Here is a 23,700-nt window from a genome sequence, read left to right on the forward strand (position 1 = left end):
TCGAGAACTGTGCGGGGCCCTCGTTCGGCGGCGTCCGACCGAGGAGAAGCCGCGCGCGGTCAGGGCAGTTGCGCGGGGGCCTCTCCTTGGTGCCCTTCCATTGTGGACTAGACCAATCTGGGTTGTCCAGGCCGCCCGGCAGATTGGTCTAAACAACTCCGGACAGTCATCCACCGCCACCACACGGTCCGCCGAGCCCGCCGCCGACCGGCGGCGCTACCCTCGCCATGTGCCCTCGTTGAACGAACTCGTCCGCCGCCACACCACCCTGACCGGGGCCGACGTGGAATGGCTCCACATGCTGGTCTCGGAGTGGCAGCTGCTCTCCGACCTCTCCTTCGCCGACCTGGTGCTGTGGATCCCCACCTGGGACGGCATCCGTTACGTCTCGGTGGCCCAGATGCGGCCCAACACCGGGCCCACCTCCTACCAGGACGACATGGTCGGCCATCTCGTCCCGCGCGGGCGCCGCCCGCTGCTGGACGCCGCCTTCGACGAGGGGCGGATCGTGCGCGAGGGCGACCCGGAGTGGCGCGAGGAGGTCCCGGTCCGGGTCGAGTCGATCCCGGTCCGGCGCGAGGGCAAGGTGCTCGGGGTGATCGCCCGCAACACCAACCTGCTGACCGTGCGCACCCCCAGCCGGCTGGAGCTCACCTACCTGCAGAGCGCCTCCGACCTGGCCCAGATGATCGCGGCCGGCAGCTTCCCGTACCCCGGCGTCGAGCAGGCCGACATGGACGCCGCGCCCCGGGTCGGCGACGGCCTGATCCGGCTGGACGCGGACGGCATCGTCACCTACGCCAGCCCCAACGCGCTCTCCGCCTACCACCGGCTCGGCCTCACCACCGACCTGGTCGGCAGCCACCTGGGCCGGGCCACCGCCGAGCTCGTCCCGCCCTCCCGCGCGGCCGTGCACGAGGCGCTGGTGAAGCTGGCCAGCGGCTGGGCGCCGCGCCAGACCGAGGTCGAGGTCCAGGGGGGAGTGGTGACCCTGCGGGCGATCCCGCTCAAGCCCAAGGGCACGCTGACCGGTTCGCTGGTGCTCTGCCGGGACGTCACCGAGCTGCGCCGCCGCGACCGCGAACTGATGACCAAGGACGCCACCATCCGGGAGATCCACCACCGGGTGAAGAACAACCTGCAGACCGTCGCGGCCCTGCTGCGACTGCAGTCCCGCCGGATGGAGTCCGAGTCCGGCCGGGCCGCGCTGGACGAGGCGGTGCGCCGGGTCGGCTCGATCGCGATCGTGCACGAGACGCTCTCCCAGGCGTTGGACGAGCAGGTGGCCTTCGACGAGATCGCCGACCGGGTGCTGGCGATGGTGATGGAGCTGTCCCAGGACGGCCGGGTGGCGACCCGCCGCAGCGGCAGCTTCGGCATCCTCTCCGCCGAGGTGGCCACCCCGCTGTCGATGGTGCTGACCGAGCTGCTGCAGAACGCCCTGGAACACGCCTTCGGCCCGACGGCCTCCGGGAACCTGGAGGTGAGCGCGCTGCGCGGCCGGGCGCCGGCGACCGGCAAGGGCTGGTCGGACAGCTGGAACGGCGGTGCCCGACCGGAGGAGTACCTGCTGATCACCGTGCAGGACGACGGCCGGGGCATGCCGGAGGGCTTCGACCCGAAGACGGCCGGCAACCTCGGGCTGCAGATCGTCCGGACGCTGGCCACCGGCGAGTTGGGCGGGACCTTCGACATGGTGGCCGGTCCGAACGGCGGCACCAAGGTGATCCTGGAGATCCCGGTCCGCTGAGTTCTTGGCGCACTGGGTTGCGCGAGAGGGGCGTGCGTCTGGCGGAAGCGCCGGGTGGACGCCCCGTGCGCCGGGGTGCGGAAACGTCGGCGCGCGGAACGTCGGGGTGCAGAACGTCCCGGGGTGCAGAACGTCGGCGCGCAGAACGTCGGAGCGCGGAACATCCGGGCGCGGAAACAGAAACGAGGCCCTGTCGACCGGGGGGGGGGTGGGTCGACAGGGCCTCTCAACCCGTTCCGGCCGTCGGGGGGAGTCGGCCGGAACGGGGGCTCTGGGTGGTGCGACACCTCGCATGTGCGTTGCACACGGTGAGCGCCATAGCTCCACAGTATTGCTCTAAGTGAACAGTATCAAGTGGCTGGACGGTCCGGTGTCGCGGGACCTCGCTGAGCAAGGCCCTTGGTGCGGAAGGCTTCACCAGGAGGTGCAGGGAAGCCTTTGATCATGTGTTGATCGGTTGTGGAGCGGTCCTGCGGTTACTGCTGGTACTACGGCGTGTGACCGGATGCTGCTGATCAGGCGGTGCGGGCGCGGTTGCGGGCGGCACGGCGCTTCATCGCGCGACGCTCGTCCTCGCTCATGCCGCCCCAGACGCCGGCGTCCTGGCCGGTTTCGAGAGCCCACTGGAGGCACTGCTCCATCACCGGACAGCGGCGGCACACGGCCTTGGCTTCCTCGATCTGCAGCAGAGCAGGACCGGTGTTCCCGATCGGGAAGAACAGCTCGGGGTCCTCTTCGCGGCAGACAGCGCGGTGGCGCCAGTCCATGGTCGTCCAACTCCTCCTGCCGCGGGGGGTGGCCCGATCGGCATAATCGAATGGCTTGTGAATGTGAACGCTTTCACGAATCCCACAACAACAAAAGAGACCAAAGGCCTACCGGGCCCGGGTGGTCTGTGCTGGGGGGGATTCGGCGATTCGAGGGACACCCCGCGGTCGGTGCTCCTGTGGTTCCGGAGTCGCCGTCGCTGCGATGTGTCCCGATCGCCATGTAGAGGTTCGCAAACCTCGGGCTCGGATACAACCCCCTTCGGGGAGGAATTTTTGATTCTTCGGTGTCGCCTAGCTCACAGCCAGTACTTCTATGGAGTGAAGGGGGCTTGTGCGTTCGAGAAGAAGGGCGAAGCCCACTTCCGGTCACACAATCACACGCAGTGCCCGCCGAACGCCTGTGAAACTGACGCGACTCCGGTCTCCAAGATGGTCCCCGTCCACCTGGAACGGGGCGGGTTCCTGGGAAACCAAGGTGAAGTGTCTGACGTCGTGATAGGAGACGACGTGCTTCCCGGACGGCCCGGCCGGCGGGGCGCCGTCGCTCGAAGGCGCGTACGACCGCAGGATCTGACGGATCGTTCGAGCGGTACCGAACGCCGTCATACGGGTGATCCCGAAGACGTCCAGATCCGTGTCGAAGGAGGCGAGCGGTGAGGGGTAGACCGGACGGTTGCCGAGGAACGTCCACGGCGAGGTGTTGCTGACTATCGTCAACGCCAGGCCCGGAACGGCCTCGTGGCCCGGAATCTCCAGGGCCACCGGGCCCGATCGGCGTTGCTCACGCTGGGTGAGGTAGTGCCGGACGGCCTGCCCGACGTACAGGGCGTGGGTGGACCTGCGCCCGGCCCGTCGCTGCTCCTCGACCCGGCCGACCACCCCGGCGTCGAAGCCGAGGCCGGCGGTGAAGGTGAACCAGCGGTCCGGCAGCCCGTCGGTCATCGCCTTGCCCAGCCCGATCGGCCGCTCGCGCCCCTGTTCCAGCGCGTTCAGCAGGGCGCCGGTGGCCTCCACCGGGTCGTTCGGCAGGCCCAGCGCGCGGGCGAAGACATTGGTCGAACCGCCCGGCACCACGGCCAGTCGCGGGACCTTCTCGCCCGGGCCCTGCGTCAGCAGCCCGTTCACCACCTCGTTGACGGTGCCGTCCCCGCCGAGCGCCACCACCAGGTCGACCGTGCCGTCCTGCGCCGCGTCCCGGGCCAGGTCGCGCGCGTGGCCCCGGTACTGCGTCTCGGCGACGTCCAGCTTGAGGTCGCTGCGCAGGGCGTGGATCAGTACGTCCCTGGTCCGGCCACTGGTGGTGGTGGCCTTGTGGTTCACGACCAGGAGAGCGCGCATGGGGAAAGCCTACGGGGCGGTACGGACCGACCGGCGGCTACCCTGCTGGAGTGACCGCAGAAACCTCCGCCCCCGCACCCGCCCGCCCGGTCCCGCTCACCCTGGGCGCCGCCATCACCGCTCTGGAGGGCGCCGCGCTGGCCGTCGTCGGCGTCTCGGACATGGTGTCCGCGCTGTCCGGCCAGGCCAAGCAGCTGGCCCTGAACGAGTTCGGCGGCCTGGTCATCGTGCTGCTCGGGGTGCTGCCGATACTGGCCGCCCACGCGCTGCTCAAGGAGCGCCGCTGGGGCCGCAGCCCGGCCGTGCTGACCAACTCGATCTGCCTGCCGGTCGCTTACTACATGATCCAGAGCGGCGGCGCGATGGTCGCCGTCGGCGTGCTGGTCGGCCTGCTCGGCCTGGTGGGCATCGGCTCGCTGCTGAACCCGAGGACGACGGCGGCCCTGTACGCCCCGCAGGAGGGCTGAGCGCCCCGCAGAACCGCCCCGGACAAGAGGGACGGCCGCCGCAGCTCCGAGCTGCGGCGGCCGTCCCTCTCGCTCCTGCTACTCCTCCACGAGGAGCTTCTCCCGCAGCTGGGCCAGAGTGCGGGCCAGCAGCCGGGACACGTGCATCTGGGAGATCCCCACCTCGGCGGCGATCTGCGACTGGGTCATGTTCCGGAAGAACCGCAGCACCAGGATCTTCTGCTCCCGGGGCGGCAGTTGGGCCAGCAGCGGCTTGAGCGACTCGCGGTACTCGACGCCCTCCAGGGCCTCGTCGGTGGCGCCCAGGGTGTCCGCGACGGCCGGCGACTCGTCGTCGCTGTCCGGTACGTCCAGGGACAGCGTGGAGTACGCGTTGGCGGACTCCAGGCCCTCCAGGACGTCCTCCTCGGAGATCCCCAGGTGCTCGGCCAGCTCGTGCACCGTGGGGGAGCGGCCGTGCCGCTGGGAGAGCTCGCTGGTCGCCGTGGTGAGCGACAGCCGCAGCTCCTGCAGGCGGCGCGGGACGCGCACCGCCCAGCCCTTGTCGCGGAAGTGCCGCTTGATCTCGCCGACGATGGTCGGCGTCGCGTAGGTGGAGAACTCGACCCCGCGCTCGTGGTCGAAGCGGTCCACCGACTTGATCAGTCCGATGGTGGCGACCTGGGTCAGGTCGTCCAGCGGCTCGCCCCGGTTGCGGAACCGCCTGGCGAGGTGCTCGACCAGCGGGATGTGCATCCGCACCAGCTGGTTGCGCAGCTCGACGCGCTCCGGGGAGCCCTCGGGCAGCGCGGACAGCCGGACGAACAGCGCTCGGGCAGCCTCCCGGTCCGGCGCGCCGGACCGGTGCGAGCCCTGGGCGGGCACGGCGCCGTGCAGCTCCGCGGCCTCCTCCTCCGCCGGCTCCGGCGCAGGAGGGGAGGCGGGCGTCGGCTCGGACGTCGGCTCGGTCGGGTGGCTCATCCGGTGGGCGTCCTTCGGGTGCGCTTCGTCGTTGGCGGCGAGGCCGGAAACGCTCGCCTGGGTCGGTACGGCAGGTCCCGCCGTCGCGAGGCCGGTACGGTCCAGATCACTCACGGCCATTCCCCCGTTCCGTTCCGGGAGCACCGGGGCCGCGGCCCCGGCATCGTCTCGTTGGTCGTACCGCGTGGGGGGCGGTACCGGGAGCCGTCCGTCGGGCCCCGGGTGGGGAACGGCGGACGGCCCTTGCAGGGTGCTGCTCGGTGCCCGGTCAAAGGGCGGCGGAGCCGCCGCGCTTCTTGTGCAGGCTGATCGTCACGGTGTTGTCCTCGGCGACCGAGGAGTCCACCTCGCCGGCCAGCGCGGAGAGCACCGTCCAGGCGAAGGTGTCCCGTTCGGGGGCCTTGCCGTCCGTGGTGGGAGCGGTGACGGTCACCTTCAACGAGTCGCCGACCAGGCGGAACTCACAGGACAGGACGGAGCCCGGCACCGCCTGCTGGAGCAGGATGGCGCAGGCCTCGTCGACCGCGATCCGCAGGTCCTCGATCTCGTCGAGGGTGAAGTCCAGCCGGGCGGCGAGCCCGGCCGTCGCTGTTCGCAGCACGGAGAGGTAGGCCCCCGCCGCGGGCAGCCGGACCTCCACGAAGTCCTGAACGCCGAGATCGCTGTCGATCTGGGACACCCTTGCCTCCTGGGTGACGCACTGTACTTGCTCGGTACCCCCGAGGGGGCGTCCTCCGCACCCGGTGCGGGAGTTACTCATGGTAAGGCATTGCGACGCAGGGTGGCAGGGGCTTTGCCCGTACTCCGTGCGTCCGTTCAACGGCTTCCGGCGGCCAGCAGTGCCTCGCCGGTGAGCCGGTGGACCGTCCAGCCGTCCATCGGCACCGCGCCCAGCGACTTGTAGAAGTCGATCGAGGGCTGGTTCCAGTCGAGCACCGACCACTCCACCCGCGCGTAGCCGCGCTCCACGGCGATCCGGGCCAGCTCCAGCAGCAGCGCCTTGCCGTGGCCGCCGCCGCGGGCCGCCGGGCGCACGTACAGGTCCTCCAGGTAGATCCCGTGGGTGCCGCGCCAGGTCGAGAAGTTGAGGAACCAGACCGCGAAGCCGACCGGCTCGCCGGTGGTCTCGTCCTCCGCGATCAGGCCGAACAGCGCCGGGTCGGTGCCGAACAGCGCCTCGCGCAGCTGCTCCTCGGTGGCCACCGCCTCCTGCGGGGCCTTCTCGTACTCCGCCAGTTCGCGGATCATGGCCAGGATGACGGGAACGTCGGTGACGACGGCGGTGCGGATCATGCCGCGAGCCTACTGCTCGGGCCCCGTCTCGTCCCAGGCCTGGACGGAGGTCTGGTCGACGATCCGGCCGTCCCGCAGACCGGCCATCGAGGCCATCAGCACCCGCACACCGTCGGGGTAGCGGCAGGACTCCAGGAACGCGACCTGGTCGCCCTGGACGACCACCTGTTCCAGCTTGTGGGTCATCTCGCGGCCGTAGACGTCGCTGAGCATCGCGCCGATCTCGTCCCGCCCGTGCATCACCAGGGGGTGGCTGGGCTGGGTCGTGCGGTCGACCACGCGCAGCTCGGCGTCCTCGGCGTAGAGCGCCAGCAGGGTCTCGGCGTCACGGCGTTCGATGCCCTCGCGCAGCGCGCGGGCGTCGAAGGCGGTGGGGGCCGCCATGGCGGTCATGGTCCTCGCTCCTCCGGTCGGGTTCCGTCGGTTCGCACCTTCGAGCGTACGCCCGGCGGACTCGACCGGAGGGCGGTCGTCGAGGGGCCGGTCAGCGGGCCGGGACGGTGCGCAGGAAGTCGGCGAGGGTGCTGATCGCGGCCGGGTTGCGCGGACTCTCGACCAGGTCGACGTAGTCCATGACGAAGATCCGGTCGTTCTTGACCGCGGAGACCCCGGCCAGCGGCGGGAAGGACGTGAGGAACGCGCGCTTCTCCTCGGCGCCCGGGGTCCCGTAGTCGTTGATCACGATCACCTCGGGGTCGCGCCGCACCACGCTCTCCCAGCCGGCGGTGACCCAGGTGTCGGCCAGGTCGGCCATGATGTTGGTCCCGCCGGCCTTCGCGATGATCTCGTTCGCGGCGGCGAACCTCCCCGCGGTGTACGGCTTGTCCTGCCCGCTGTCGTACAGGAAGACGGACGGGCGGCGCTCGGCGGCCGGCACGGCGGCGATGGTGGCCCTGGACTCGGCGATCAGCTTGTCGGCGCGGTCCTTGACGTCGAAGATCTCGCCGAGGTTGGCCAGGTCGGTGTAGAGCGCGTCCAGCGGGTCCATCACGCCGCGTTCGGAGCCCTTGCCGCTGCGGCAGGACTCGCTGAGCACGTAGGACCCCACGCCGAGTGCCTTGAAGGCCTGGGGGGTGACCCCGCTGCCCTCGTCGAAGCCGTAGTGCCAGCCCGCGAACACCAGGTCGGCCCTGGCGTCCAGGGCGATCTCCTTGGTGAGCACCTTCTTGGAGAGCCAGGTGGTCTGCTGGTAGCCGTCCTTCCATGGCACCTGGTCGACCCGGCCCTTGTCGTCGGGCATCACGTAGCCGGCCATCCGGTCGGCGAGGCCGAGGGAGAGCATCAGTTCGGTGATGTTGACGTCGTTGGTCACCACCCGGGCGGGCTTCTGCGCGAAGGTGCGCTTCTCGCCGCAGTTCTCCACGGTCACCGGGTAGTGGGCGGAGGCGGAGGCGGCCCGGCCCGGGGCGATCTCGGCGCCGCAGGCGGTCAGTCCGAGGGTGAGCAGGGCGGTGGCGGCAACGGCCTTGGTGCGCATCGGAGTTCCTCGGGGGATCAGGGGAGACGGTCGAACAGCAGCTGGAGGGCGCCGGTCCCCGGGTGCCGGACCGGGGTGGCCCGGACGCCGAAGACCTCGGCCAGCAGCGCCGGTCGGAGCACCTCGTGGGGCTCGCCGGAGGCGACGATCCGGCCGGCCGCCAGCACGTACAGCCGATCGCAGTGGCCTGCGGCCAGGTTGAGGTCGTGCAGCGCGGTGAGCACCGTCGGCCCGGCCTCGCGGGCGATCGCCAGCACCTCCAACTGGTGGGCGATGTCCAGGTGGTTGGTGGGCTCGTCCAGCACCAGCAGCCGCGGCTCCTGGACGAGGGCGCGGGCGATCAGCACCCTCTGCTTCTCGCCCCCGGACAGGCTCAGGAAGCCGCGCTCGGCGAGGTGGTCGGCCCGGACCTTCCGCAGCGCGGCCGCGCAGCGCTCCCGGTCCGACCCGGTCGGGCCGCCCGGGCCGCGCCGGTGCGGCAACCGGCCCATGGCGACCACCTCGGCCACCGTGAAGTCGAACTCGGCGGGGTGCTCCTGGGTCAGCGCGGCCACCCGGCGGGCCGCCTCGCGGGCGGTGAGGGCGTGCAGGTCCTCGCCGCCCAGCCGGACGGCCCCGCCGGCCGGCCGCAGCACGCGGTAGACGCAGCGCAGCAGGGTCGACTTGCCGCTGCCGTTCGGGCCGATCAGCCCGACCACCTGGCCGGCGGCGGCCGTCAGGCTCACCTCGTGGACCAGCCGGGCACCGGCCAGCTCCACCGAGACGCCGTCGACGGCGAGATCCTGGGCGCCGCTCATCGGGACCCCCCGAAGGCCTGGCCGCGCCGACGCATCATCAGCAGGAAGGCGGGCACCCCGAGCACGGCGGTGAACACCCCGACCGGCAGTTCGGCGGGCGCCAGCAGGGTGCGCGAGGCGATGTCCACCCAGACCAGCAGCAGAGCTCCGGCGAGCGGCGCGATCACCAGCACCCGGCGGTGCCCGGCGCCGACCAGCATCCGGGCCAGGTGCGGCATCAGCAGCCCGACGAAGCCGATCGCCCCGCTGACCGCGACCACGGTGCCGGTGACGGCGGCGGTCACCACGAACAGCTCCCGGCGCAGCCGGTCCGGGTCCACGCCGAGCGAGGCGGAGGTCTCGTCGCCCATCGCGAGCGCGTCCAACCGCCCGGCGGCGCAGGCCAGGTGGGCGAGCCCGGCCAGGACGGTGCAGGCGGCGATCGGCACCGAACCCCAGGTGGCGCCGCCGAGGCTGCCGAGCAGCCACATCATGGCGTCCCGGGCGGCCTCGGCGTGGTCGGCGGAGAAGACCATCAGGGTGGTCAGGGCGGAGAAGCCGTAGGAGAGTGCGGTGCCGGTGAGCACCAGCCGCAGCGGAGTGAGCCCGTACGCGGTGCGGGCGGTGAGGTAGACCAGCACCATGGCGACCAGCGCGGAGCCGAACGCGGAGACGGAGATCGCCCACACCCCGAGCGAGGCGAAGGCGCCGAGCAGCAGGACGGCGTTGGCGCCGACGGCCGCGCCGGAGGAGATGCCGAGCACGAAGGGGTCGGCGAGGGCGTTGCGCACCAGCGCCTGGACGGCGACCCCGGTGGCGGCCAGTCCGCCGCCGACCACGGCGGCCAGCAGGGTGCGCGGCAGCCGGAGCTCCCAGACGATCGCGTACGCCGCCGCCTCGTCGGCGTCCAGCCGGCCGCCCGTCAGTCCGGCGGCCAACAGTCGCAGCACGTGGGGGAGTTCGATGCCGGAGGCGCCGAGGGCGACCCCGCAGACCAGGGAGAGCAGCAGGGCGACGCCGAGGCCGGCGGCGAGCGGGAGGGTCGGTATTCGGCGAACGGGATCACTCACGTGCGGTCGTGCCTTGCCTCGGGCCGCAGGGTGTGCCGGGGCGGGCGCCGGCCGGGGGCGTGCCCGGGCGCCGTCCCCTCGCAGTCCGCGGCGAGTCGTCGGGAGTCCAGCGACCGAGGGCGATCGGGCTGGCGCGGCCGTACGGATGCGGACCGTGCTCACCGTTGCGGGTCAGCGCCGGATTCTCACCGGACTTCCCCCTCGGACGCCCTGGCAGCATAACAGCCACTCAGGGCAGGCAACCCTTACCGGTGGTGGGTCGCACGTGAACGCACGACCGCCCCCGTCCGACGGTGCGGACGGGGGCGGCCGGCTGGCGACGCGTCAGGCTCAGGCCTGCTTGGTCTCCCAGAAGATCTTGTCGACCTCGGCGATCAGGTCCAGCAGGGCCTGGCCGGTGGCCGGGTCCGTGGACGCCTTGGCGGCCGAGGCGGCCTTCAGGGTGTCGTTGATCAGCTGGTGCAGCTGCGGGTACTTCTCGAAGTGCGGGGCCTTGAAGTAGTCGCTCCACAGCACCGAGATGTGGTGCTTGACGGCCTCGGCGCGCTGCTCCTTGATGATGATGGCGCGGGCGCGGAAGTGCGGGTCCTCGTTGGCCTGGTACTTCTCCTGGGTGGCCTTGACCGACTCGGCCTCCAGCTTGGCCTGCGCCGGGTCGTACACGCCGCAGGGCAGGTCGCAGTGGGCGTGAGCCGTGGCACGAGGTGCAAACAGACGAGAGAACATGGGAGTCCTTCCTTAGATCGTCTTCCCGCGCCCGAGATTACCCTTCCGCTCCCGGGGTTTCGCGATCGGGCGGCGGGCCTAGGGCAAAAGGCCGACCCGGAACCGGGGTAATCCGGACATCGAACGGATGACGGCCCGTACGGCAGACTGGGGCGGTCGGACCGGGCGGACCCGGGCGGATCCGGGAGGAGGAGTCGTGGCGCGGAGCACGGAGCCGAAGGGCGGTGCGGGGGGCGGCGCGGTGCCGTTCGGGCTGGTCGACGTGGCGGGCCCGTCGATGGTGCCGACCCTGCGCGAGGGCGACCAGCTGCTCGTCCGCTACGGCGCGCCGATCCGGCCCGGCGCGGTGGTGCTGTTCCGGCACCCCTTCCAGCAGGACCTGCTGGTGGTCAAGCGGGCCGCGGAGCGCCGCCCGGAGGGCTGGTGGGTGCTGTCCGACAACCGCCCGGTGGACAGCGACAGTCGCAGTTACGGCCCCGTCCCGGACGAACTGGTGCTCGGCCGGGTGCTGCTGCGGCTGCGCCCGAGCCCGGCCTGGCTGGCGCCGGGCCGCTGGCTGGAGCGCCTGCTGCTCGGCCCCCGGCTGGCCCGGGTGCCGGGCCTGGCCCGCCGGCTCGGGGTCTTCGTCGAGGAGCTCTAGGGTCTGCCCGGCGTCGCGCGCCCGGCGGGATCCGCCGGGCCCCTAGCCGCCCGAGTGCAGCGCCGCCTCGGCCTCCTGGCGCTTGCGGGCCCGGTACGCGGCGACGTTGGCGCGGGTTGCGCAGCGGTCGGAGCAGTAACGGCGGGAGCGGTTGGTCGAGGTGTCCAGGTAGGCGTTGCGGCAGGGCGCGGCCTGGCAGATGCCGAGCCGGTCGGCGCCCAGCTCGGTGAGGTGGACGGCCAGGCCCATGCAGGCGACGGCGCTGAAGTGGGCGGTGGCGGTCGGCGAGTTGTCCGCCAGGTGCAGGTGCCAGCGCGGCCGGCCGGCGTCGTCCAGGTAGTCGTGCCCGGAGACCAGCGGGCTGACGGGGTACTCCATCAGCAGGCTGTTCAGCAGGTCGACGCCCCGGATCTCGTCCCCCTCGGCGGCCGCCTCGAACACCCCGCGAAGCCTGGTCCGCACCGCCCGCAGCCGGGGCACGTCGGACTCGTCGGCCAGCGCGGCGGCGCGGGAGGAGTCGGAGAACAGGGCGCGCACCGCGTCCACCGAGGTCAGCGCGTCGGTGCCGCGCTCGGGTTCCTCGGTGTTCACCAGCCGAACGGCGAGGTCGGCGTACGAGGCGAGCTCCACGGCGGTCCTTCCAGAGGTGTCGGTAACGGGCTGATTGCTTCCAGCCTATTACTCGGCTGGGGAAAACGGCGGCGCCCGGCAGGAAGCTGCCTGCCGGGCGCCGGGCGTACGGGCTCAGAGGACCTTGGAGAGGAAGGCCCTGGTGCGCTCGTGCTGGGGGTTGGTGAGCACCTCGCGGGGGTTGCCGGACTCGACCACCACGCCGCCGTCCATGAACACCAGCGCGTCGCCGACCTCGCGGGCGAAGCCCATCTCGTGGGTGACGACCACCATCGTCATGCCCTCCTCGGCCAGGCCGCGCATGACGTCCAGGACGTCGCCGACCAGCTCCGGGTCGAGCGCCGAGGTGGGCTCGTCGAAGAGCATCAGCTTGGGCTTCATGGCCAGCGCGCGGGCGATCGCCACGCGCTGCTGCTGGCCGCCGGACAGCTGCGAGGGGTAGTTCTTCGCCTTGTCGGCCAGGCCGACCCGCTCCAGCAGGGCCATCCCGCGCTCGCGGGCGTCGGCCCGGCTCTCGCCCTTGACCTGGACCGGCGCCTCGATGACGTTCTCTATGGCGGTCATGTGCGGGAACAGGTTGAAGTGCTGGAACACCATGCCGATGTCCCGGCGCTTCGCCGCGACCTCGCGGTCCTTCAGCTCGTGCAGCCGGCCGGCCTTCATCTGGTAGCCGACGAGTTCGCCGTCCACCGAGAGGAGGCCGCCGTTGATCTTCTCCAGGTGGTTGATGCACCGCAGGAAGGTCGACTTGCCGGACCCGGAGGGACCGACCAGGACGAACACCTCACCCTTCTTGACCTCCAGGTCGATGCCCTTGAGCACCTCCACCAGGCCGAAGGACTTGCGCACTCCCTGGGCCTCGACCATCGGGGCGACTGCGGCGTCCTTCGGCTGCGGCTTCGTCAGATCGGTCATACGTGGCCACCTCCTTCGAGGCCGGGCACCACGTCGTCCTTGGCCGGCGGGACGGGCTGGCCGGCGAACAGGCGGCGCAGTCGCTGCAGCGGCGTGGGCGGCAGCACCCGGTTGGCGCCGCGGGCGTAGTGGCGCTCGATGTAGTACTGGACCACGGTGAGGATCGAGGTCATCAGCAGGTACCAGATGCTGACGACGATCAGCAGCGGAATGGTCTGGAACGTGCGCGAGTAGATGTTCTGCCCGGCCCGGAGCAGCTCCTCCAGGGCGATCGACGAGACCAGCGAGGTGGTCTTCAGCATCGAGATGGTCTCGTTGCCGGTCGGCGGGATGATCACGCGCATGGCCTGCGGCAGGATGATCCGCCGCATGGTGTTGAACTGGCTCATGCCCAGTGCGTGCGCGGCTTCGGTCTGGCCGAGCGGCACGGACTGGATGCCGCCGCGGACGATCTCCGCCATGTACGCGGCCTCGTTGAGGCCGAGACCCAGCAGGGCGGCGACGAACAGCGGGATCGCCTCGTTGGTCGGCTGGGACCAGAAGGCGGGGCCGAACGGGACGCCGATCGAGATGTTGGCCCAGAGGGTGCCCAGGAAGTTCCAGAACAGCAGCTGGACCAGCACCGGCGTGCCGCGGAAGACCCAGATGTAGAACCAGGCGGTGCTGGAGAGCACCGGGTTCGGCGACAGGCGCATGATCGCGAGGATCACGCCGCCCGAGACGCCGATCAGCATGGAGAGGAAGGTCAGTTCGAGCGTGACGCCGAGGCCGTGCAGGATCGAGGAGTCGAAGAGGTAGGTGCCGACGACGTCCCACTGGAACTGGGAATTCGTGGTGAGGGCGTGGATCAGCATGGCCGCGAGGAGCGCGACGACTGCTGCCCCGACCCAGCGTCCGGGGTGACGGACCGGGACGGCCTTGAGGGTTTCGGGCCGTCCCGGGTGCGCCGACCCCTGGTCGGAAGAGTTCACTGTGTGGCCTCAGGGGTTGTGTTCAGACAGCGGGATCAGCTGGTGGCGCCGTTGATGACGGACTTGTCGATCGCGCCCGCCTGCACGCCCCACTTCTCCAGGATGCTCTTGTAGGTGCCGTCCGCCATCAGCGACTGGACAGCGCCCTGGACGGCCTTGGAGAGCGGCGAGCCCTTCGGCAGGACCGCGCCGTAGGGGGCGGTGTCGGTGACGTCGCCGACCTTCTCCAGCTGGCCGTTGGTCTGCTTGATCGCGTAGTCGACGACCGGGGAGTCGGCCAGCATGACCTGGTCACGGCCGGAGACGAGGGCCTGGGTGACGTCGGTCTGCAGGTCGAACTTGTCGCCGTCGTTCGGGATGGTCGGCTTGCCGGCCTTGGTGCAGGCGGGGTTGATCGTGTCGGTGATGTCCTTGGCCTGCGTGGTGCCGGTCTGGACGGCGACCTTCTTGCCGCAGAGGTCCTTGGGGTCGATCTTGTCGGGGTTGCCCTTCTTGACCGCGGCACCCGTACCGGCGCTGAAGTAGGTGACCATGTCGACCGACGCCTCGCGCTCCTTGGTGTCGGTGAAGGAGCTCATGCTCATCGCGTACTTGTTCCCCGTGATGCCGGGGATGATCGCGTCGAAGGTGGCGTTCTGGATGTCGGCGGTCAGGCCGAGCTTCTTGGCGATCGCATTGGCCAGGTCCACGTCCATGCCGACGATGGCGCCCTTGTCGTCCTTGAACTCGTTGGGCGCGTAGGAGGCGTCGGTGGCGACCACGATCTTGCCGGCGGCCTTGACGTCGGCCGGAACGAGCGCGGCCAGCGACGCGTCGGCGGTCACGGCGGGGACCGACGCGCTCGCGTTGACGCCGGTGGAGCCGGAGGACGACTTGCTGCTGCCGCAGCCGGTCAGGACGAGGGACACCGAGACGGCAGCCACGCCGGCCGCGAAGAGGCGGGTGCGCTGGGTACGGACGGTCATGAGGGGGATCTCCTCCTGGGGAGAGAAATCGGGCGGAGCGCGCCGCGGGAGCGGCGCACCGGGGCAGCTGGCCGTACGAAGCCGTACGGGTGGACATGTCGCTGTACGTCGTCGTACGTGCATTGCCGGGTGGTGCAGTTGCCCGGGCGCAGGGGGCCGCCCGGGGTGGTGCGGGTACTGCTTCCGCCACCCTCCGCCGAGGTGGACGTCGACCTGAACCGCCTCGACCCAGTGGCCGACTCGATCCGAGATGGGGGGAATCCTGCCATCTGATGACGGTCAGATGGCCCTCATCCAGATCAAAATCGGATAACGAGGGCTCATGCTGTCCGCTATTCGGACGGATCGCGTGCCCCTGTCACGCTGCGTATAAGTATGCAGATCCGCCTGTGCTCCCTCGGGAAGCCCCGCCGCCGCCCCGCCGCACTCGCTGCCGTGCCCCTGCCGTGCCCCGGCCGTGCTCCCGTCGGCCCGCGGGCTCAGATCCCGCCGTTGACCACCGCGTTCTGCGCCGCGCCCGCGCTCACGTTCCACTTGCCGAGGATCTTGTCGTACTCGCCGCTGCGGATCAGCTGGTCCACCGCCTTGGACAGGGTGTCGCGCAGCTCGGTGTCCTCCCTGCGCACCGCGATCCCGTACGGGTTGGAGGTGGACTGGGCGCCGGTCACCTCGAAGCGGCCCCCGCCGTCCGTGGTCTTCGCCGCGTAGGCGGCCACCGGGAAGTCGTTCAGCCCGGCCGCGGCGGTGCCGGCGGACACCTCGGCCAGCGCCTTGGCGTCGGTGTCGAGGCGGTGCACCGTCAGCTGCTTGCCGGTGCGGGCGCAGACGGCGACCTGCCGGGTGGCGACGCCGTCCTGGGTGGTGCCCTGCTGGAAGGCGATCGTGCGGCCGCACAGGTCGTCGAGGGTCCGGATCCCCTTCGGGTTGCCCTTCGGGACGACGATCGAGGTGCCGGCGATGAAGTAGTCCACGAAGTCCACGCCCGGGTTGACCTGCTTGCCGTCGGCGTCCAGGCCCTCGCGGCGCTGGCGGACGTCGCTGAGCGCGGACATCGCCACGTCGAACTGCTTGCCCTGGAGGTTGGGTATCAGCTTGTCGAACGGGGTCTCCACGAACTCGACCCGCACGTCGAGGATCCGGCCGAGGGCGGCGGCGAGCTCCGGGTCCAGGCCGGCCGGCTTGCCGTCCGGGCCGCGGAACTCCACCGGCGCGTAGTTGACGTCCATGCCGATGCGCAGCACGCCGGCCGAGCGCTGGGCCGTGGGCAGTTTGCCGCGGATGTCCTTGACCGGGTCGCTCGCGGCGGCCTGCCCGCCACCGCCGCAACCGGTGAGGAACAGGGAACCGGCGGCAGCCAGTGCGGCTGCGGCGACGGACCGACGGCGGGCGGGGCGGAGGTGAGGCATGAGGGATGCTCCTGAGGGCGGAACCGCGGTCACCGCGGTGTCGCGCCGGTGTACGCGGGATGGCGGACATGCGATCCTGCCATCCCGCCCTGCCGGGCCCGGCGGCGGGTGTGTCAGAATTCGGTACCGGGTGACCCCCGAACGCTCGAACCAGACCGACGAGCCCCGACAGGCTCGGGGTGCTCAGGACCGGAAGTCATCACGTGGCTCCGTATCCGGGGCGCCGGATCCCCTACGGGTCTGCGTTCACTCCTGCGGGTGCGCGTGTCTCAGCGCCGTTGCCGCCGCCGGAGCTCGGTGCTTCCGACACCGGGCCCCAGTCGACGCGACAGCACGGCGATGAACGGTGCGTGACGAGGACGAAAAGGCATAGGTGCGATGCCTTTGTCCGACCTACGCTCGGCCCGGCAGCACAACGCGGACAAGACAAGACCCCATAAAAAACCCTCATCCGAGGGCGCCACCCGACGGCAGCGCCCCCGCCCCGACCCCGGGTCCGCTTCGGCGTACCCGGTTTCCGGCTTCCGGTACGGGGCGCCCAGCCCGTCGGCCGCGCACCTCGCCAGAACAATGACGAAGAGGTCATCGTGGCAGCGGAGATCATCAGCAGCACCCAGGACACCGACGATCCGGTCGACGCCGTTTTCGCGCTCCACCGCGGCGGCAAGATGGAGATCCGGGCGACCGTGCCGGTGCGCGACGCGGACGACCTGTCCCTCGCCTACACCCCCGGTGTGGCCCGGGTCTGCACGGCCATCGCCGAGCAGCCGGAGCTGGTCAACGACTACACCTGGAAGTCCAACACCGTCGCGGTGGTCACCGACGGCACCGCGGTGCTGGGCCTCGGCGACATCGGCCCGGAGGCCTCGCTCCCGGTGATGGAGGGCAAGGCCATCCTGTTCAAGCAGTTCGGCGGGGTGGACGCGGTGCCGATCGCGCTCGCCTGCACCGAGGTGGACGAGATCGTCGAGACGGTGGTCCGGCTGGCCCCGTCCTTCGGCGGCGTCAACCTGGAGGACATCTCCGCCCCGCGCTGCTTCGAGATCGAGCGCCGGCTCCAGGAGGCCGTGGACATCCCGGTTTTCCACGACGACCAGCACGGCACCGCGATCGTCACCACCGCCGCCCTGTGGAACGCCGCCAAGGTGACCGGCCGGGAGATCGGCTCGCTGCGGGCCGTCATCTCCGGCGCCGGCGCGGCCGGCATCGCCATCGCCAAGATGCTGCTGGCCGCGGGCATCGGCGACGTCGCCGTCTGCGACCGCAAGGGCGTGGTCTACCGGGGCCGCGAGGACCTGACGGACGTCAAGGCCGAGATCGCCGAGCTGACCAACCGTTCGGAGCTCAAGGGCTCGCTGGCCGACGCCCTGGCCGGCGCCGACGTGTTCATCGGCGTCTCCGGCGGCACCGTGCCGGAGGAGGTCGTGGCGACCATGGCCGAGGGCGCGTTCATCTTCGCGATGGCCAACCCCAACCCGGAGATCCACCCCGAGGTCGCGCACAAGTACGCGGCGGTCGTCGCCACCGGGCGCAGCGACTTCCCGAACCAGATCAACAACGTGCTGGCCTTCCCGGGCATCTTCGCCGGCGCTCTCCAGGTCCGGGCCTCCCGGATCACCGAGGGCATGAAGCTGGCGGCCGCCAAGGCGCTGGCCGCGGTGGTGGCCGACGAGCTGACCCCGCAGAAGGTCATCCCCTCGCCGTTCGACGAGCGGGTCGCCCCGGCGGTCACCAAGGCCGTGGCCGAGGCCGCCCGTGCCGAGGGCGTGGCCCGGGCCTGACGCGGTGCCGGGGAGCGTGCCCGCCACGGTGGGCCGCTCCCCCGCCCCCGCTCCGGCCCCCCGCCCCCGCCTCCTCCGAGCCGAAGGGCGCGCCGCCGCCAGAGCGACGACCGTCGGCAGCGGGTCCGAGCGCCCGGAGGCGAGCGGGCGAAAGCAGGGCGCGGGACACGCGTCACACTTACGCGTGGTTCCCGGCCCCGGCCGTCCCGGCTAGTGTCCGGGGCATGTTTGCTGCCTATGCCGCCCGTATCGACGCCGACGACCCGCTGAGCGGGCTGGAGTTGGGCGAACGCCCCGAGCCGCAGGCCCGTCCCGGGTGGAGCGTGGTCACGGTCAAGGCCGCCAGTCTCAACCACCACGACCTGTGGTCGCTGCGCGGGGTCGGGCTGCCCGCCGAGAAGCTGCCGATGATCCTCGGCTGCGACGCCGCCGGCGTCGACGAGGACGGCAACGAGGTGGTCATCCACTCGGTGATCGGCCAGTCCGGCCACGGGGTGGGCCCGAACGAGCCCCGCTCCATCCTGACCGAGCGCTACCAGGGCACCTTCGCCCAGCGGGTGGCCGTGCCCACCTGGAACCTGCTGCCCAAGCCCGCCGAGCTGAGCTTCGAGGAGGCCGCCTGCCTGCCCACGGCCTGGCTGACGGCGTACCGGATGCTGTTCACCAACGCCGGGGTCAAGCCCGGTGACACCGTCCTGGTGCAGGGCGCCGGGGGCGGGGTGTCGACCGCTCTGGTCGTCCTCGGCAAGGCGGCCGGCCTGCGGGTCTGGGTCACCGGCCGGGACGAGGCCAAGCGCCGCCGGGCCGTCGAACTCGGCGCGGACGCGGCCTTCGAGAGCGGCGCCCGGCTGCCCGCCCGGGTGGACGCGGTGATGGAGACGGTCGGCGCCGCGACCTGGTCGCACTCGGTGAAGTCGCTGCGCCCGGGCGGCACCATCGTCATCTCCGGTGCCACCTCCGGCCCCAGCCCGAAGGCCGCCGAGCTGAACCGGATCTTCTTCCTGGAGCTCAAGGTGGTCGGCTCGACCATGGGCACCAAGGAGGAGCTGGCCGGGCTGCTGGCGCTGTGCGCGAACACCGGGGTCCGTCCGGTGATCGACTCGGTGCTGCCGCTGGCCGAGGCCCGGGACGGCTTCGCCAAGCTGGCCAAGGGCGAGGTCTTCGGCAAGATCGTGCTCAACCCCTGAGCCGTGACGGCCGGTGCCCCTCCCGCAGGAGGGGCACGGGCCGTCACCGGGCGTCCGGCTCAGCCGAGCAGGCGCTTCAGCCGTTCGCCGGCCGCGCCCAGCACCGAGCGGGCCTCGGCCAGCTTGTCGGCGCTCACCCCGCCGTCCCGGGCCGCGTCGCGGACCTGGTCGCGGAAGCGGTCGAGCAGCCGCTCCAGTTCGCGGGCCGGCTCGCCGGCCGGGTCGGTGCGGGCCCACTCCGGCAGGTCGGTGGGGGCGTCCGCGGCGTCCTGGTCCTTGTCCAGGTCGATCCTGGTCACCGTGATCCGCTCGGACGGCTCGGCGGCCTCCTTCGTCGGGTGGCCCCAGCGGGCCGCGTCGGCCAGCCCGGCCAGGCCCTTGGTCAGCTCGGACAGGCCCTCGGCCAGTCCGGTCGGCCAGTCGCCCTTCGCGGCGTGCTCGCGCACCTGCTGCTCGACCCGGCGCTTGATCCGCAGCGCTTCCTGCTGGGCGGCGGTGCGGGAGGCCTTGGCCTGCTCGCGCAGTCGGCGGGCCTCCTCCTCGGCGGCCTTCGCCTTGGCCTTGGCTGCCCGCTCCTGCTCCCGGGCGCGCTTGGCCTGCTCCTTGGCCTGCCGCTTGAACTGGGCGAACTCCTCCTTGGCGCGCTGCCAGGACTCGTTGTCGCCCCATGGCCCGGCCCACGGGTCGCCGCCGGCCTTGCCGCCGGTGTCCGGGCGGTCCGGCCGGGGAGCCTGCTTGGCGGCCTGCCACAGTTCCTCGCGCAGGTCCTTGGCGCTGTCCCGGACGTCCTCCCGGATCGCCCCGGCGAGTTGGGCCACGGAGTCGTGGATCTCCAGCTCCAGATCGTCCAACTCGCCCTGCCGGGCGTCGAGTTCGGCGCGCCCGGCGTCGGTCAGCCGGTAGACCTTGCGGCCGCCCTCGGTGCTGTGGCTGACCAGGCCCTCCTGCTCCAGCTTCGCCAGCCGCGGGTAGACGGTGCCGGCGGAGGGGGCGTACAGACCCTGGAAGCGCTCCTCCAGCAGGCGGATCACCTCGTAGCCGTGCCGCGGGGACTCGTCCAGCAGCTTCAGCAGGTAGAGCCGGAGCCGGCCGTGGCCGAACACGGGGGTCATCTCAGGCCTCCTTGGTGAGGTCGGGGCCGGCGGGCCGGTCGGCGGCGGGGGAGGCGGGGAGCTCCTTGACCACCACCGGGGCGTCGTCCTCCGACTCGGGGCGGCGCAGCACGGTGACCGCACCGGAGACGGTGGTGACGTTGAGGCTGCCGCGGCCCTCGCCGAGCTGGCCGGAGATCTTCTTGGCACCCCAGGTGCTGCTCATGGTGAGTTCGTCGAAGGTGCTGGAGACGTCGCCGCTGGTGGAGCCGGCCTCGACGGTGGCGTCGGCCAGCGAGGGGATGCGGACCACGACCGGGCCGCTGACGGTGTTGACCTTGACGTCGGTCTCGCCGGCCACGTCGAGGTCCAGGGTGACGGCGCCGGTGACGGTGTTGGCCTGCACCCGGTCGGCCGTCCCGGCGATCACGGTGAGCTGCCCGGAGACGGTGTTGACCTTGAGCTGGCCACCGACCGCCTGGGCGTCCACGTCACCGGTGACGGTGCCGGCGTCGATCCGCCCGGTGACCCCGGCCAGGGTGGTGTCGCCGCTGGCGCTCTGCACCGAGACGTGGCCGTCGATGCCGGTGACGGTGGAGTGGGCCGACACGGTGCCGACCTTGACCTCGGTGCCGGCCGGCACGGTCAGGGTGAGGTCGACGGAGCGCTTGCGCTTGAAGGAGTCGAAGAAGCTGCGGACCGAGCCGATCGACTTGATCCAGTCGCCGAACTCGCCCCAGCTGTTGATGTCCTTGTAGGTGGCGGTCAGGACGCCGTCCACCAGCGTGACGTGCAGCGGGTCGCCCTTGAGGTCGGTGACCTCCAGTCGGGCCGGGCCCTCGGCCGCGACCACGTTCACGGTGCCGTCGATGACGCGCACGTGCAGCGCGCTGACCGGCTCCTCGAAGGTGGTCCTGCCGGGCCCCTCGATCGTCCACTGGCTCATGTCTGCCGCCTCCCGTCGCTGATCGCGATGTATCGCGTTCTCTTCTGAAGACGATATATCGCGTGCCGGGAAAAGCAAGCGGTTCGCCCCCGGGACGAGCCCGGACGCTTCCCGGAGCCGTCCCCTACGGGAAACGCGCGAAGGGCCCGGGAGGCAACCGCCTCCCGGGCCCTTCGCGCGTGCCGTCAGGGCGTCACTCGTCGTCGTCCTCGTCGTCGAGCCGGGCCAGCCAGGTGGCCAGCCGCTCGACCGGGATCTCGAAGTCCGGGTTGAGGTCGACGAACTCGCGCAGGCGCTCGGCCAGCCACTCGAAGGTGACCTCCTCCTCGCCGCGCCGGCTCTCCAGCTCCTCGATGCCTCGGTCGGTGAAGTACACGGTTTCGCTCCGGTCGGATGGGGATTGACCTGGTCAGGATAGACCGACGTCCTTGCGGTAGAGGGACAGCGTCAGCTTGGCCGAGCCCGCGCTGCCGTTGATCTCGACGACCTTGGCGATCACGATGTTGCCGTTGGCGCGGTGACGCAGGCAGAACAGCCGTCCCGGGGGCAGGTCGGAGTACTTCAGGTTGGCCGTCGGCTCCTTGTCGATGGCCGCGGAGCACTCCTCGGGCGTGAGCGAGGAGCCCTGGGAGATGTACGGGTCCGCGTCGCTCCAGTTGAAGTCGTCGTAGCTCGGGCTCATGCCCCACTCGCCGGACGCGGACGTCACCTTGCCCGCGATCAGGTCGAAGTAGTAGTTGTGGCTCGGCGCGGAGAGATCGCGGTTCTCGTAGACCGGGGTGTACCTGACCTGGCTCGCCGTGGCGCTCATCGCCGGGTTCGGCGTCGTGGTGGCGCTCGGGGAGCCGCTCGCGGAGCCGGCCTGGGAGCCGGACGACGTGGTCGGCCTGGGCGAGGCCGTCGGCGGCAGCGGCTGGGAGGTCTGGGTGACGGAGCCCGCGGGGGCCGGGGTGGTGGCCGCGGCCGGCTTCTTGCCGTCGTCCAGCTTCTTCACCAGCACCACGCCGCCGACCGTGCCACCGACCGCCATCACCAGGGCGACGGTGAGCAGCACCTTCCAGGACACCCCGCCCTTGCGCTCCGGCGCGGGCAGCGGGACGGCGGTGGTGACCGCCGGGCCGGGCGGCGGGGTGTCGAAGGCCGGCGGCTCCGGCTGGAGCCGGACGGTCGGCGGAGCGGGCAGCACCGGGGCGGTGGGCATCTCGGTGGGCGGCTGCGGGGCGCCGTACGCGCCGAGCGGCGGCGGGGTGAAGCCCGACGGCGGGCCGACGGGCTGCTGCGGCGGGGCGATCGCGGTGGCCGGGTGGGTCGGCGCGGCGAGCGGCTGCGGGGGTGCGGCCGGGACCGGCGGGGCGGTGGGAGAGGCCGGGACCGGCGGGGCGGTGGGAGCGGCCGGGACGGGCGGGGCGGTGGGAGCGGCCGGTGCCGGGGTGGGCGGCGTCCGGGGGAGGTCGGATCGGCGGGTGATCTCGGTGTTGACCTGCCGGGGCAGCCAGTCGTCGGCGAACCGTAGCTGGCCGCCGACCTCCGGGTGGTTGCGGGCGGCCTGAATGATCTCGGCGGGCTTCGGCCGGTCCTCCGGGGACTTCGCCAGGCAGCGCTGGATCAGCTCGCGCAGGTCAGCCGGGACGGCCTCCAGGTCCGGCTCCTCGTGCACCACCCGGTAGAGCACCGCGGTGTCCGGGCCGTCGCCGAACGGGGCGCTGGCGCCCGCCACGTAGGCGGCCAGGGCGCCCAGTGCGAAGACGTCGGTGGCGGGGGTGACGGCGCGGCCCTGGGCCTGCTCGGGGGCCATGAAGGAGGGGGAGCCGATCCGGTAGCCGGTGCCGGTGAGCGCGGTGGCGTCGGCGGCCCGGGCGATGCCGAAGTCGATCACCCGGGGGCCGTCCCCGGCGACCAGCACGTTGGCGGGCTTGAGGTCGCGGTGGACCACCTCGACGCTGTGGATCGCCTGCAGCGCCTCGGCGATGCCGCCCATCAGCAGCAGCACGGTGCGGACCGGCAGCGCGCCGTGCTCCCGCACCACCTGCTGCAGGGACGGGCCCGGGACGTACGCGGTGACCAGCCAGGGGGCGTCCGAGTCCAGGCCGCCGGAGTCGATCACCTGGGCGGTGTACAGCCCGTGGATCCGCTGGGCGTTGCTGACCTCCTGGGCGAAGCGGCGGCGGAACTCGCCGTCCTCGGCGAACTCGGGACGGACCACCTTGAGCGCCACCGGGCGCCCGCCCGGTGTGTACGAGAGGTAGACCCGGCCCATGCCGCCGGCGCCGAGCCGGGCGAACAGCCGGTAGCCGCCGACCTCCCGGGGATCCTCGGGGAGCAGCGGCGGGAAGACCGGAGGGAGCTGGCCCGGGTCACGTGGCGTGTCGGCGGTCATGTGGTGGTCCCCCTGGGAGCGCGGTGAGGTCGTTCGGCCGGGGCCGCGGGCGCGATGACGGGCGCCGGGCGGCGATCTGGCGATGCATAACCTATCGATCCGTCAGGAGGGCGTGCGGGCAGGTCCGGCATTGGTTGCAGAGCTGCGACCTTTGCCGGGGCACG

24 protein-coding genes are annotated in these 23,700 nt (G+C 71.8%); 5 read left to right on the top strand and 19 right to left on the bottom strand.

Translation table 11 applies throughout. From position 1 onward, the window contains the following. The first annotated feature begins 229 nt into the window (after positions 1–229). A complete protein-coding gene (locus ACZ7BZ_RS17105) occupies positions 230–1,750 on the top strand; it encodes a sensor histidine kinase (protein ID WP_380459147.1) in 1,521 nt (506 codons plus the stop codon). A 515-nt stretch (positions 1,751–2,265) separates the two neighbouring features. Here ACZ7BZ_RS17105 and ACZ7BZ_RS17110 read toward each other — a convergent pair. Then, positions 2,266–2,517, bottom strand: a complete 252-nt coding sequence (locus ACZ7BZ_RS17110; RefSeq protein ID WP_014138019.1) for a WhiB family transcriptional regulator — start codon at positions 2,515–2,517, stop codon at positions 2,266–2,268. 369 nt (positions 2,518–2,886) lie between these two features. Next, on the bottom strand, positions 2,887–3,858 hold the full coding sequence (locus tag ACZ7BZ_RS17115; RefSeq protein ID WP_465740712.1) for a diacylglycerol/lipid kinase family protein: 972 nt from the start codon (positions 3,856–3,858) through the stop codon (positions 2,887–2,889). 50 nt (positions 3,859–3,908) lie between these two features. Between ACZ7BZ_RS17115 and ACZ7BZ_RS17120 the strand changes: the two genes are divergently transcribed. Beyond that, the gene (locus ACZ7BZ_RS17120; RefSeq protein ID WP_470359027.1) at positions 3,909–4,325 is read left to right on the top strand and encodes a hypothetical protein; all 417 of its coding nucleotides are present in this window, start codon (positions 3,909–3,911) and stop codon (positions 4,323–4,325) included. 78 nt (positions 4,326–4,403) lie between these two features. On the opposite strand, the gene ACZ7BZ_RS17125 is transcribed toward ACZ7BZ_RS17120, so the two are convergent. The 8 genes from ACZ7BZ_RS17125 to sodN form a co-directional block, all read right to left on the bottom strand. Continuing rightward, complete coding sequence (locus ACZ7BZ_RS17125) at positions 4,404–5,399, bottom strand: RNA polymerase sigma factor SigF (protein WP_465740710.1); 996 nt, start codon at positions 5,397–5,399, stop codon at positions 4,404–4,406. 154 nt (positions 5,400–5,553) lie between these two features. Continuing rightward, positions 5,554–5,964 carry an ATP-binding protein gene (locus tag ACZ7BZ_RS17130; RefSeq protein ID WP_380462621.1) on the bottom strand — a complete coding sequence of 137 codons (411 nt, stop codon included), beginning with the start codon at positions 5,962–5,964 and terminating at the stop codon, positions 5,554–5,556. A 137-nt stretch (positions 5,965–6,101) separates the two neighbouring features. Beyond that, on the bottom strand, positions 6,102–6,578 hold the full coding sequence (locus ACZ7BZ_RS17135) for a GNAT family N-acetyltransferase (RefSeq protein WP_380462623.1): 477 nt from the start codon (positions 6,576–6,578) through the stop codon (positions 6,102–6,104). Positions 6,579–6,587: 9 nt separating this feature from the next. Beyond that, positions 6,588–6,971 (bottom strand): nuclear transport factor 2 family protein, encoded by a 384-nt coding sequence (locus tag ACZ7BZ_RS17140; protein WP_470359028.1) that lies wholly within the window; start codon positions 6,969–6,971, stop codon positions 6,588–6,590. A 91-nt stretch (positions 6,972–7,062) separates the two neighbouring features. After that, positions 7,063–8,055: an ABC transporter substrate-binding protein gene (locus ACZ7BZ_RS17145; protein WP_470359029.1), complete on the bottom strand. Its 993-nt coding sequence runs from the start codon at positions 8,053–8,055 to the stop codon at positions 7,063–7,065. A 17-nt stretch (positions 8,056–8,072) separates the two neighbouring features. Beyond that, positions 8,073–8,852, bottom strand: a complete 780-nt coding sequence (locus ACZ7BZ_RS17150; protein ID WP_470359030.1) for an ABC transporter ATP-binding protein — start codon at positions 8,850–8,852, stop codon at positions 8,073–8,075. Next, a complete protein-coding gene (locus ACZ7BZ_RS17155) occupies positions 8,849–9,901 on the bottom strand; it encodes a FecCD family ABC transporter permease (protein ID WP_470359031.1) in 1,053 nt (350 codons plus the stop codon). The genes ACZ7BZ_RS17150 and ACZ7BZ_RS17155 overlap by 4 nt, the downstream gene beginning before the upstream one ends. 330 nt (positions 9,902–10,231) lie before the next feature. Continuing rightward, positions 10,232–10,627, bottom strand: a complete 396-nt coding sequence (gene sodN / locus ACZ7BZ_RS17160) for a superoxide dismutase, Ni (protein WP_045699892.1) — start codon at positions 10,625–10,627, stop codon at positions 10,232–10,234. 196 nt (positions 10,628–10,823) lie between these two features. Here sodN and sodX point away from each other — a divergent pair, with 196 nt between their 5' ends. Then, entirely contained in the window at positions 10,824–11,267 is a 444-nt protein-coding gene (gene sodX / locus ACZ7BZ_RS17165) for a nickel-type superoxide dismutase maturation protease (protein ID WP_470359032.1), read from the top strand. 42 nt (positions 11,268–11,309) lie between these two features. Here the strand turns inward: sodX and ACZ7BZ_RS17170 are convergent, their stop codons facing one another. The 5 genes from ACZ7BZ_RS17170 to ACZ7BZ_RS17190 all read right to left on the bottom strand — a co-directional run bounded on the left by ACZ7BZ_RS17170 (position 11,310) and on the right by ACZ7BZ_RS17190 (position 16,154). Next, positions 11,310–11,897 carry a CGNR zinc finger domain-containing protein gene (locus ACZ7BZ_RS17170; protein ID WP_380462635.1) on the bottom strand — a complete coding sequence of 196 codons (588 nt, stop codon included), beginning with the start codon at positions 11,895–11,897 and terminating at the stop codon, positions 11,310–11,312. A 114-nt stretch (positions 11,898–12,011) separates the two neighbouring features. Beyond that, on the bottom strand, positions 12,012–12,764 hold the full coding sequence (locus ACZ7BZ_RS17175) for an amino acid ABC transporter ATP-binding protein (protein ID WP_380462650.1): 753 nt from the start codon (positions 12,762–12,764) through the stop codon (positions 12,012–12,014). Positions 12,765–12,808: 44 nt separating this feature from the next. Beyond that, on the bottom strand, positions 12,809–13,666 hold the full coding sequence (locus ACZ7BZ_RS17180) for an amino acid ABC transporter permease (RefSeq protein ID WP_470359033.1): 858 nt from the start codon (positions 13,664–13,666) through the stop codon (positions 12,809–12,811). Positions 13,667–13,818: 152 nt separating this feature from the next. Further along, the gene (locus tag ACZ7BZ_RS17185) at positions 13,819–14,748 is read right to left on the bottom strand and encodes an ABC transporter substrate-binding protein (protein WP_380462638.1); all 930 of its coding nucleotides are present in this window, start codon (positions 14,746–14,748) and stop codon (positions 13,819–13,821) included. Between the two features lie 479 nt (positions 14,749–15,227). Next, a complete protein-coding gene (locus ACZ7BZ_RS17190) occupies positions 15,228–16,154 on the bottom strand; it encodes an ABC transporter substrate-binding protein (RefSeq protein WP_470359034.1) in 927 nt (308 codons plus the stop codon). Between the two features lie 587 nt (positions 16,155–16,741). Here ACZ7BZ_RS17190 and ACZ7BZ_RS17195 point away from each other — a divergent pair. Both ACZ7BZ_RS17195 and ACZ7BZ_RS17200 read left to right on the top strand, forming a co-directional pair. Further along, positions 16,742–17,935, top strand: coding sequence for an NAD(P)-dependent malic enzyme (locus ACZ7BZ_RS17195; RefSeq protein ID WP_380462642.1), 1,194 nt, complete (start codon positions 16,742–16,744; stop codon positions 17,933–17,935). A gap of 224 nt (positions 17,936–18,159) precedes the next feature. After that, a complete protein-coding gene (locus ACZ7BZ_RS17200) occupies positions 18,160–19,122 on the top strand; it encodes a zinc-binding dehydrogenase (protein WP_470359035.1) in 963 nt (320 codons plus the stop codon). A gap of 59 nt (positions 19,123–19,181) precedes the next feature. On the opposite strand, the gene ACZ7BZ_RS17205 is transcribed toward ACZ7BZ_RS17200, so the two are convergent. From ACZ7BZ_RS17205 to ACZ7BZ_RS17220, 4 genes are all read right to left on the bottom strand, one after another. After that, positions 19,182–20,234: a PadR family transcriptional regulator gene (locus tag ACZ7BZ_RS17205; RefSeq protein ID WP_470359036.1), complete on the bottom strand. Its 1,053-nt coding sequence runs from the start codon at positions 20,232–20,234 to the stop codon at positions 19,182–19,184. A 1-nt stretch (position 20,235) separates the two neighbouring features. Beyond that, on the bottom strand, positions 20,236–21,159 hold the full coding sequence (locus ACZ7BZ_RS17210; RefSeq protein ID WP_380462648.1) for a DUF4097 family beta strand repeat-containing protein: 924 nt from the start codon (positions 21,157–21,159) through the stop codon (positions 20,236–20,238). Between the two features lie 193 nt (positions 21,160–21,352). Next, on the bottom strand, positions 21,353–21,535 hold the full coding sequence (locus ACZ7BZ_RS17215; RefSeq protein ID WP_350504423.1) for a DUF6104 family protein: 183 nt from the start codon (positions 21,533–21,535) through the stop codon (positions 21,353–21,355). A 33-nt stretch (positions 21,536–21,568) separates the two neighbouring features. Beyond that, positions 21,569–23,536, bottom strand: coding sequence for a serine/threonine-protein kinase (locus tag ACZ7BZ_RS17220; protein ID WP_470359037.1), 1,968 nt, complete (start codon positions 23,534–23,536; stop codon positions 21,569–21,571). Between the last annotated feature and the right edge of the window lie 164 nt (positions 23,537–23,700).

Source organism: Kitasatospora sp. NPDC036934 (assembly GCF_055608425.1).

Coding starts and splice junctions, on each gene's coding strand:
- ACZ7BZ_RS17110 (WP_014138019.1), bottom strand. CDS start 2,517: ATGGACTGGCGCCACCGCGCTGTCTGCCGCGAAGAGGACCCCGAGCTG.
- ACZ7BZ_RS17115 (WP_465740712.1), bottom strand. CDS start 3,858: ATGCGCGCTCTCCTGGTCGTGAACCACAAGGCCACCACCACCAGTGGC.
- ACZ7BZ_RS17135 (WP_380462623.1), bottom strand. CDS start 6,578: ATGATCCGCACCGCCGTCGTCACCGACGTTCCCGTCATCCTGGCCATG.
- ACZ7BZ_RS17140 (WP_470359028.1), bottom strand. CDS start 6,971: ATGACCGCCATGGCGGCCCCCACCGCCTTCGACGCCCGCGCGCTGCGC.
- ACZ7BZ_RS17145 (WP_470359029.1), bottom strand. CDS start 8,055: ATGCGCACCAAGGCCGTTGCCGCCACCGCCCTGCTCACCCTCGGACTG.
- ACZ7BZ_RS17150 (WP_470359030.1), bottom strand. CDS start 8,852: ATGAGCGGCGCCCAGGATCTCGCCGTCGACGGCGTCTCGGTGGAGCTG.
- sodN (WP_045699892.1), bottom strand. CDS start 10,627: ATGTTCTCTCGTCTGTTTGCACCTCGTGCCACGGCTCACGCCCACTGC.
- ACZ7BZ_RS17175 (WP_380462650.1), bottom strand. CDS start 12,764: ATGGTCGAGGCCCAGGGAGTGCGCAAGTCCTTCGGCCTGGTGGAGGTG.
- ACZ7BZ_RS17180 (WP_470359033.1), bottom strand. CDS start 13,666: ATGCTGATCCACGCCCTCACCACGAATTCCCAGTTCCAGTGGGACGTC.
- ACZ7BZ_RS17185 (WP_380462638.1), bottom strand. CDS start 14,748: ATGACCGTCCGTACCCAGCGCACCCGCCTCTTCGCGGCCGGCGTGGCT.
- ACZ7BZ_RS17190 (WP_470359034.1), bottom strand. CDS start 16,154: ATGCCTCACCTCCGCCCCGCCCGCCGTCGGTCCGTCGCCGCAGCCGCA.
- ACZ7BZ_RS17200 (WP_470359035.1), top strand. CDS start 18,160: ATGTTTGCTGCCTATGCCGCCCGTATCGACGCCGACGACCCGCTGAGC.
- ACZ7BZ_RS17205 (WP_470359036.1), bottom strand. CDS start 20,234: ATGACCCCCGTGTTCGGCCACGGCCGGCTCCGGCTCTACCTGCTGAAG.
- ACZ7BZ_RS17210 (WP_380462648.1), bottom strand. CDS start 21,159: ATGAGCCAGTGGACGATCGAGGGGCCCGGCAGGACCACCTTCGAGGAG.
- ACZ7BZ_RS17220 (WP_470359037.1), bottom strand. CDS start 23,536: ATGACCGCCGACACGCCACGTGACCCGGGCCAGCTCCCTCCGGTCTTC.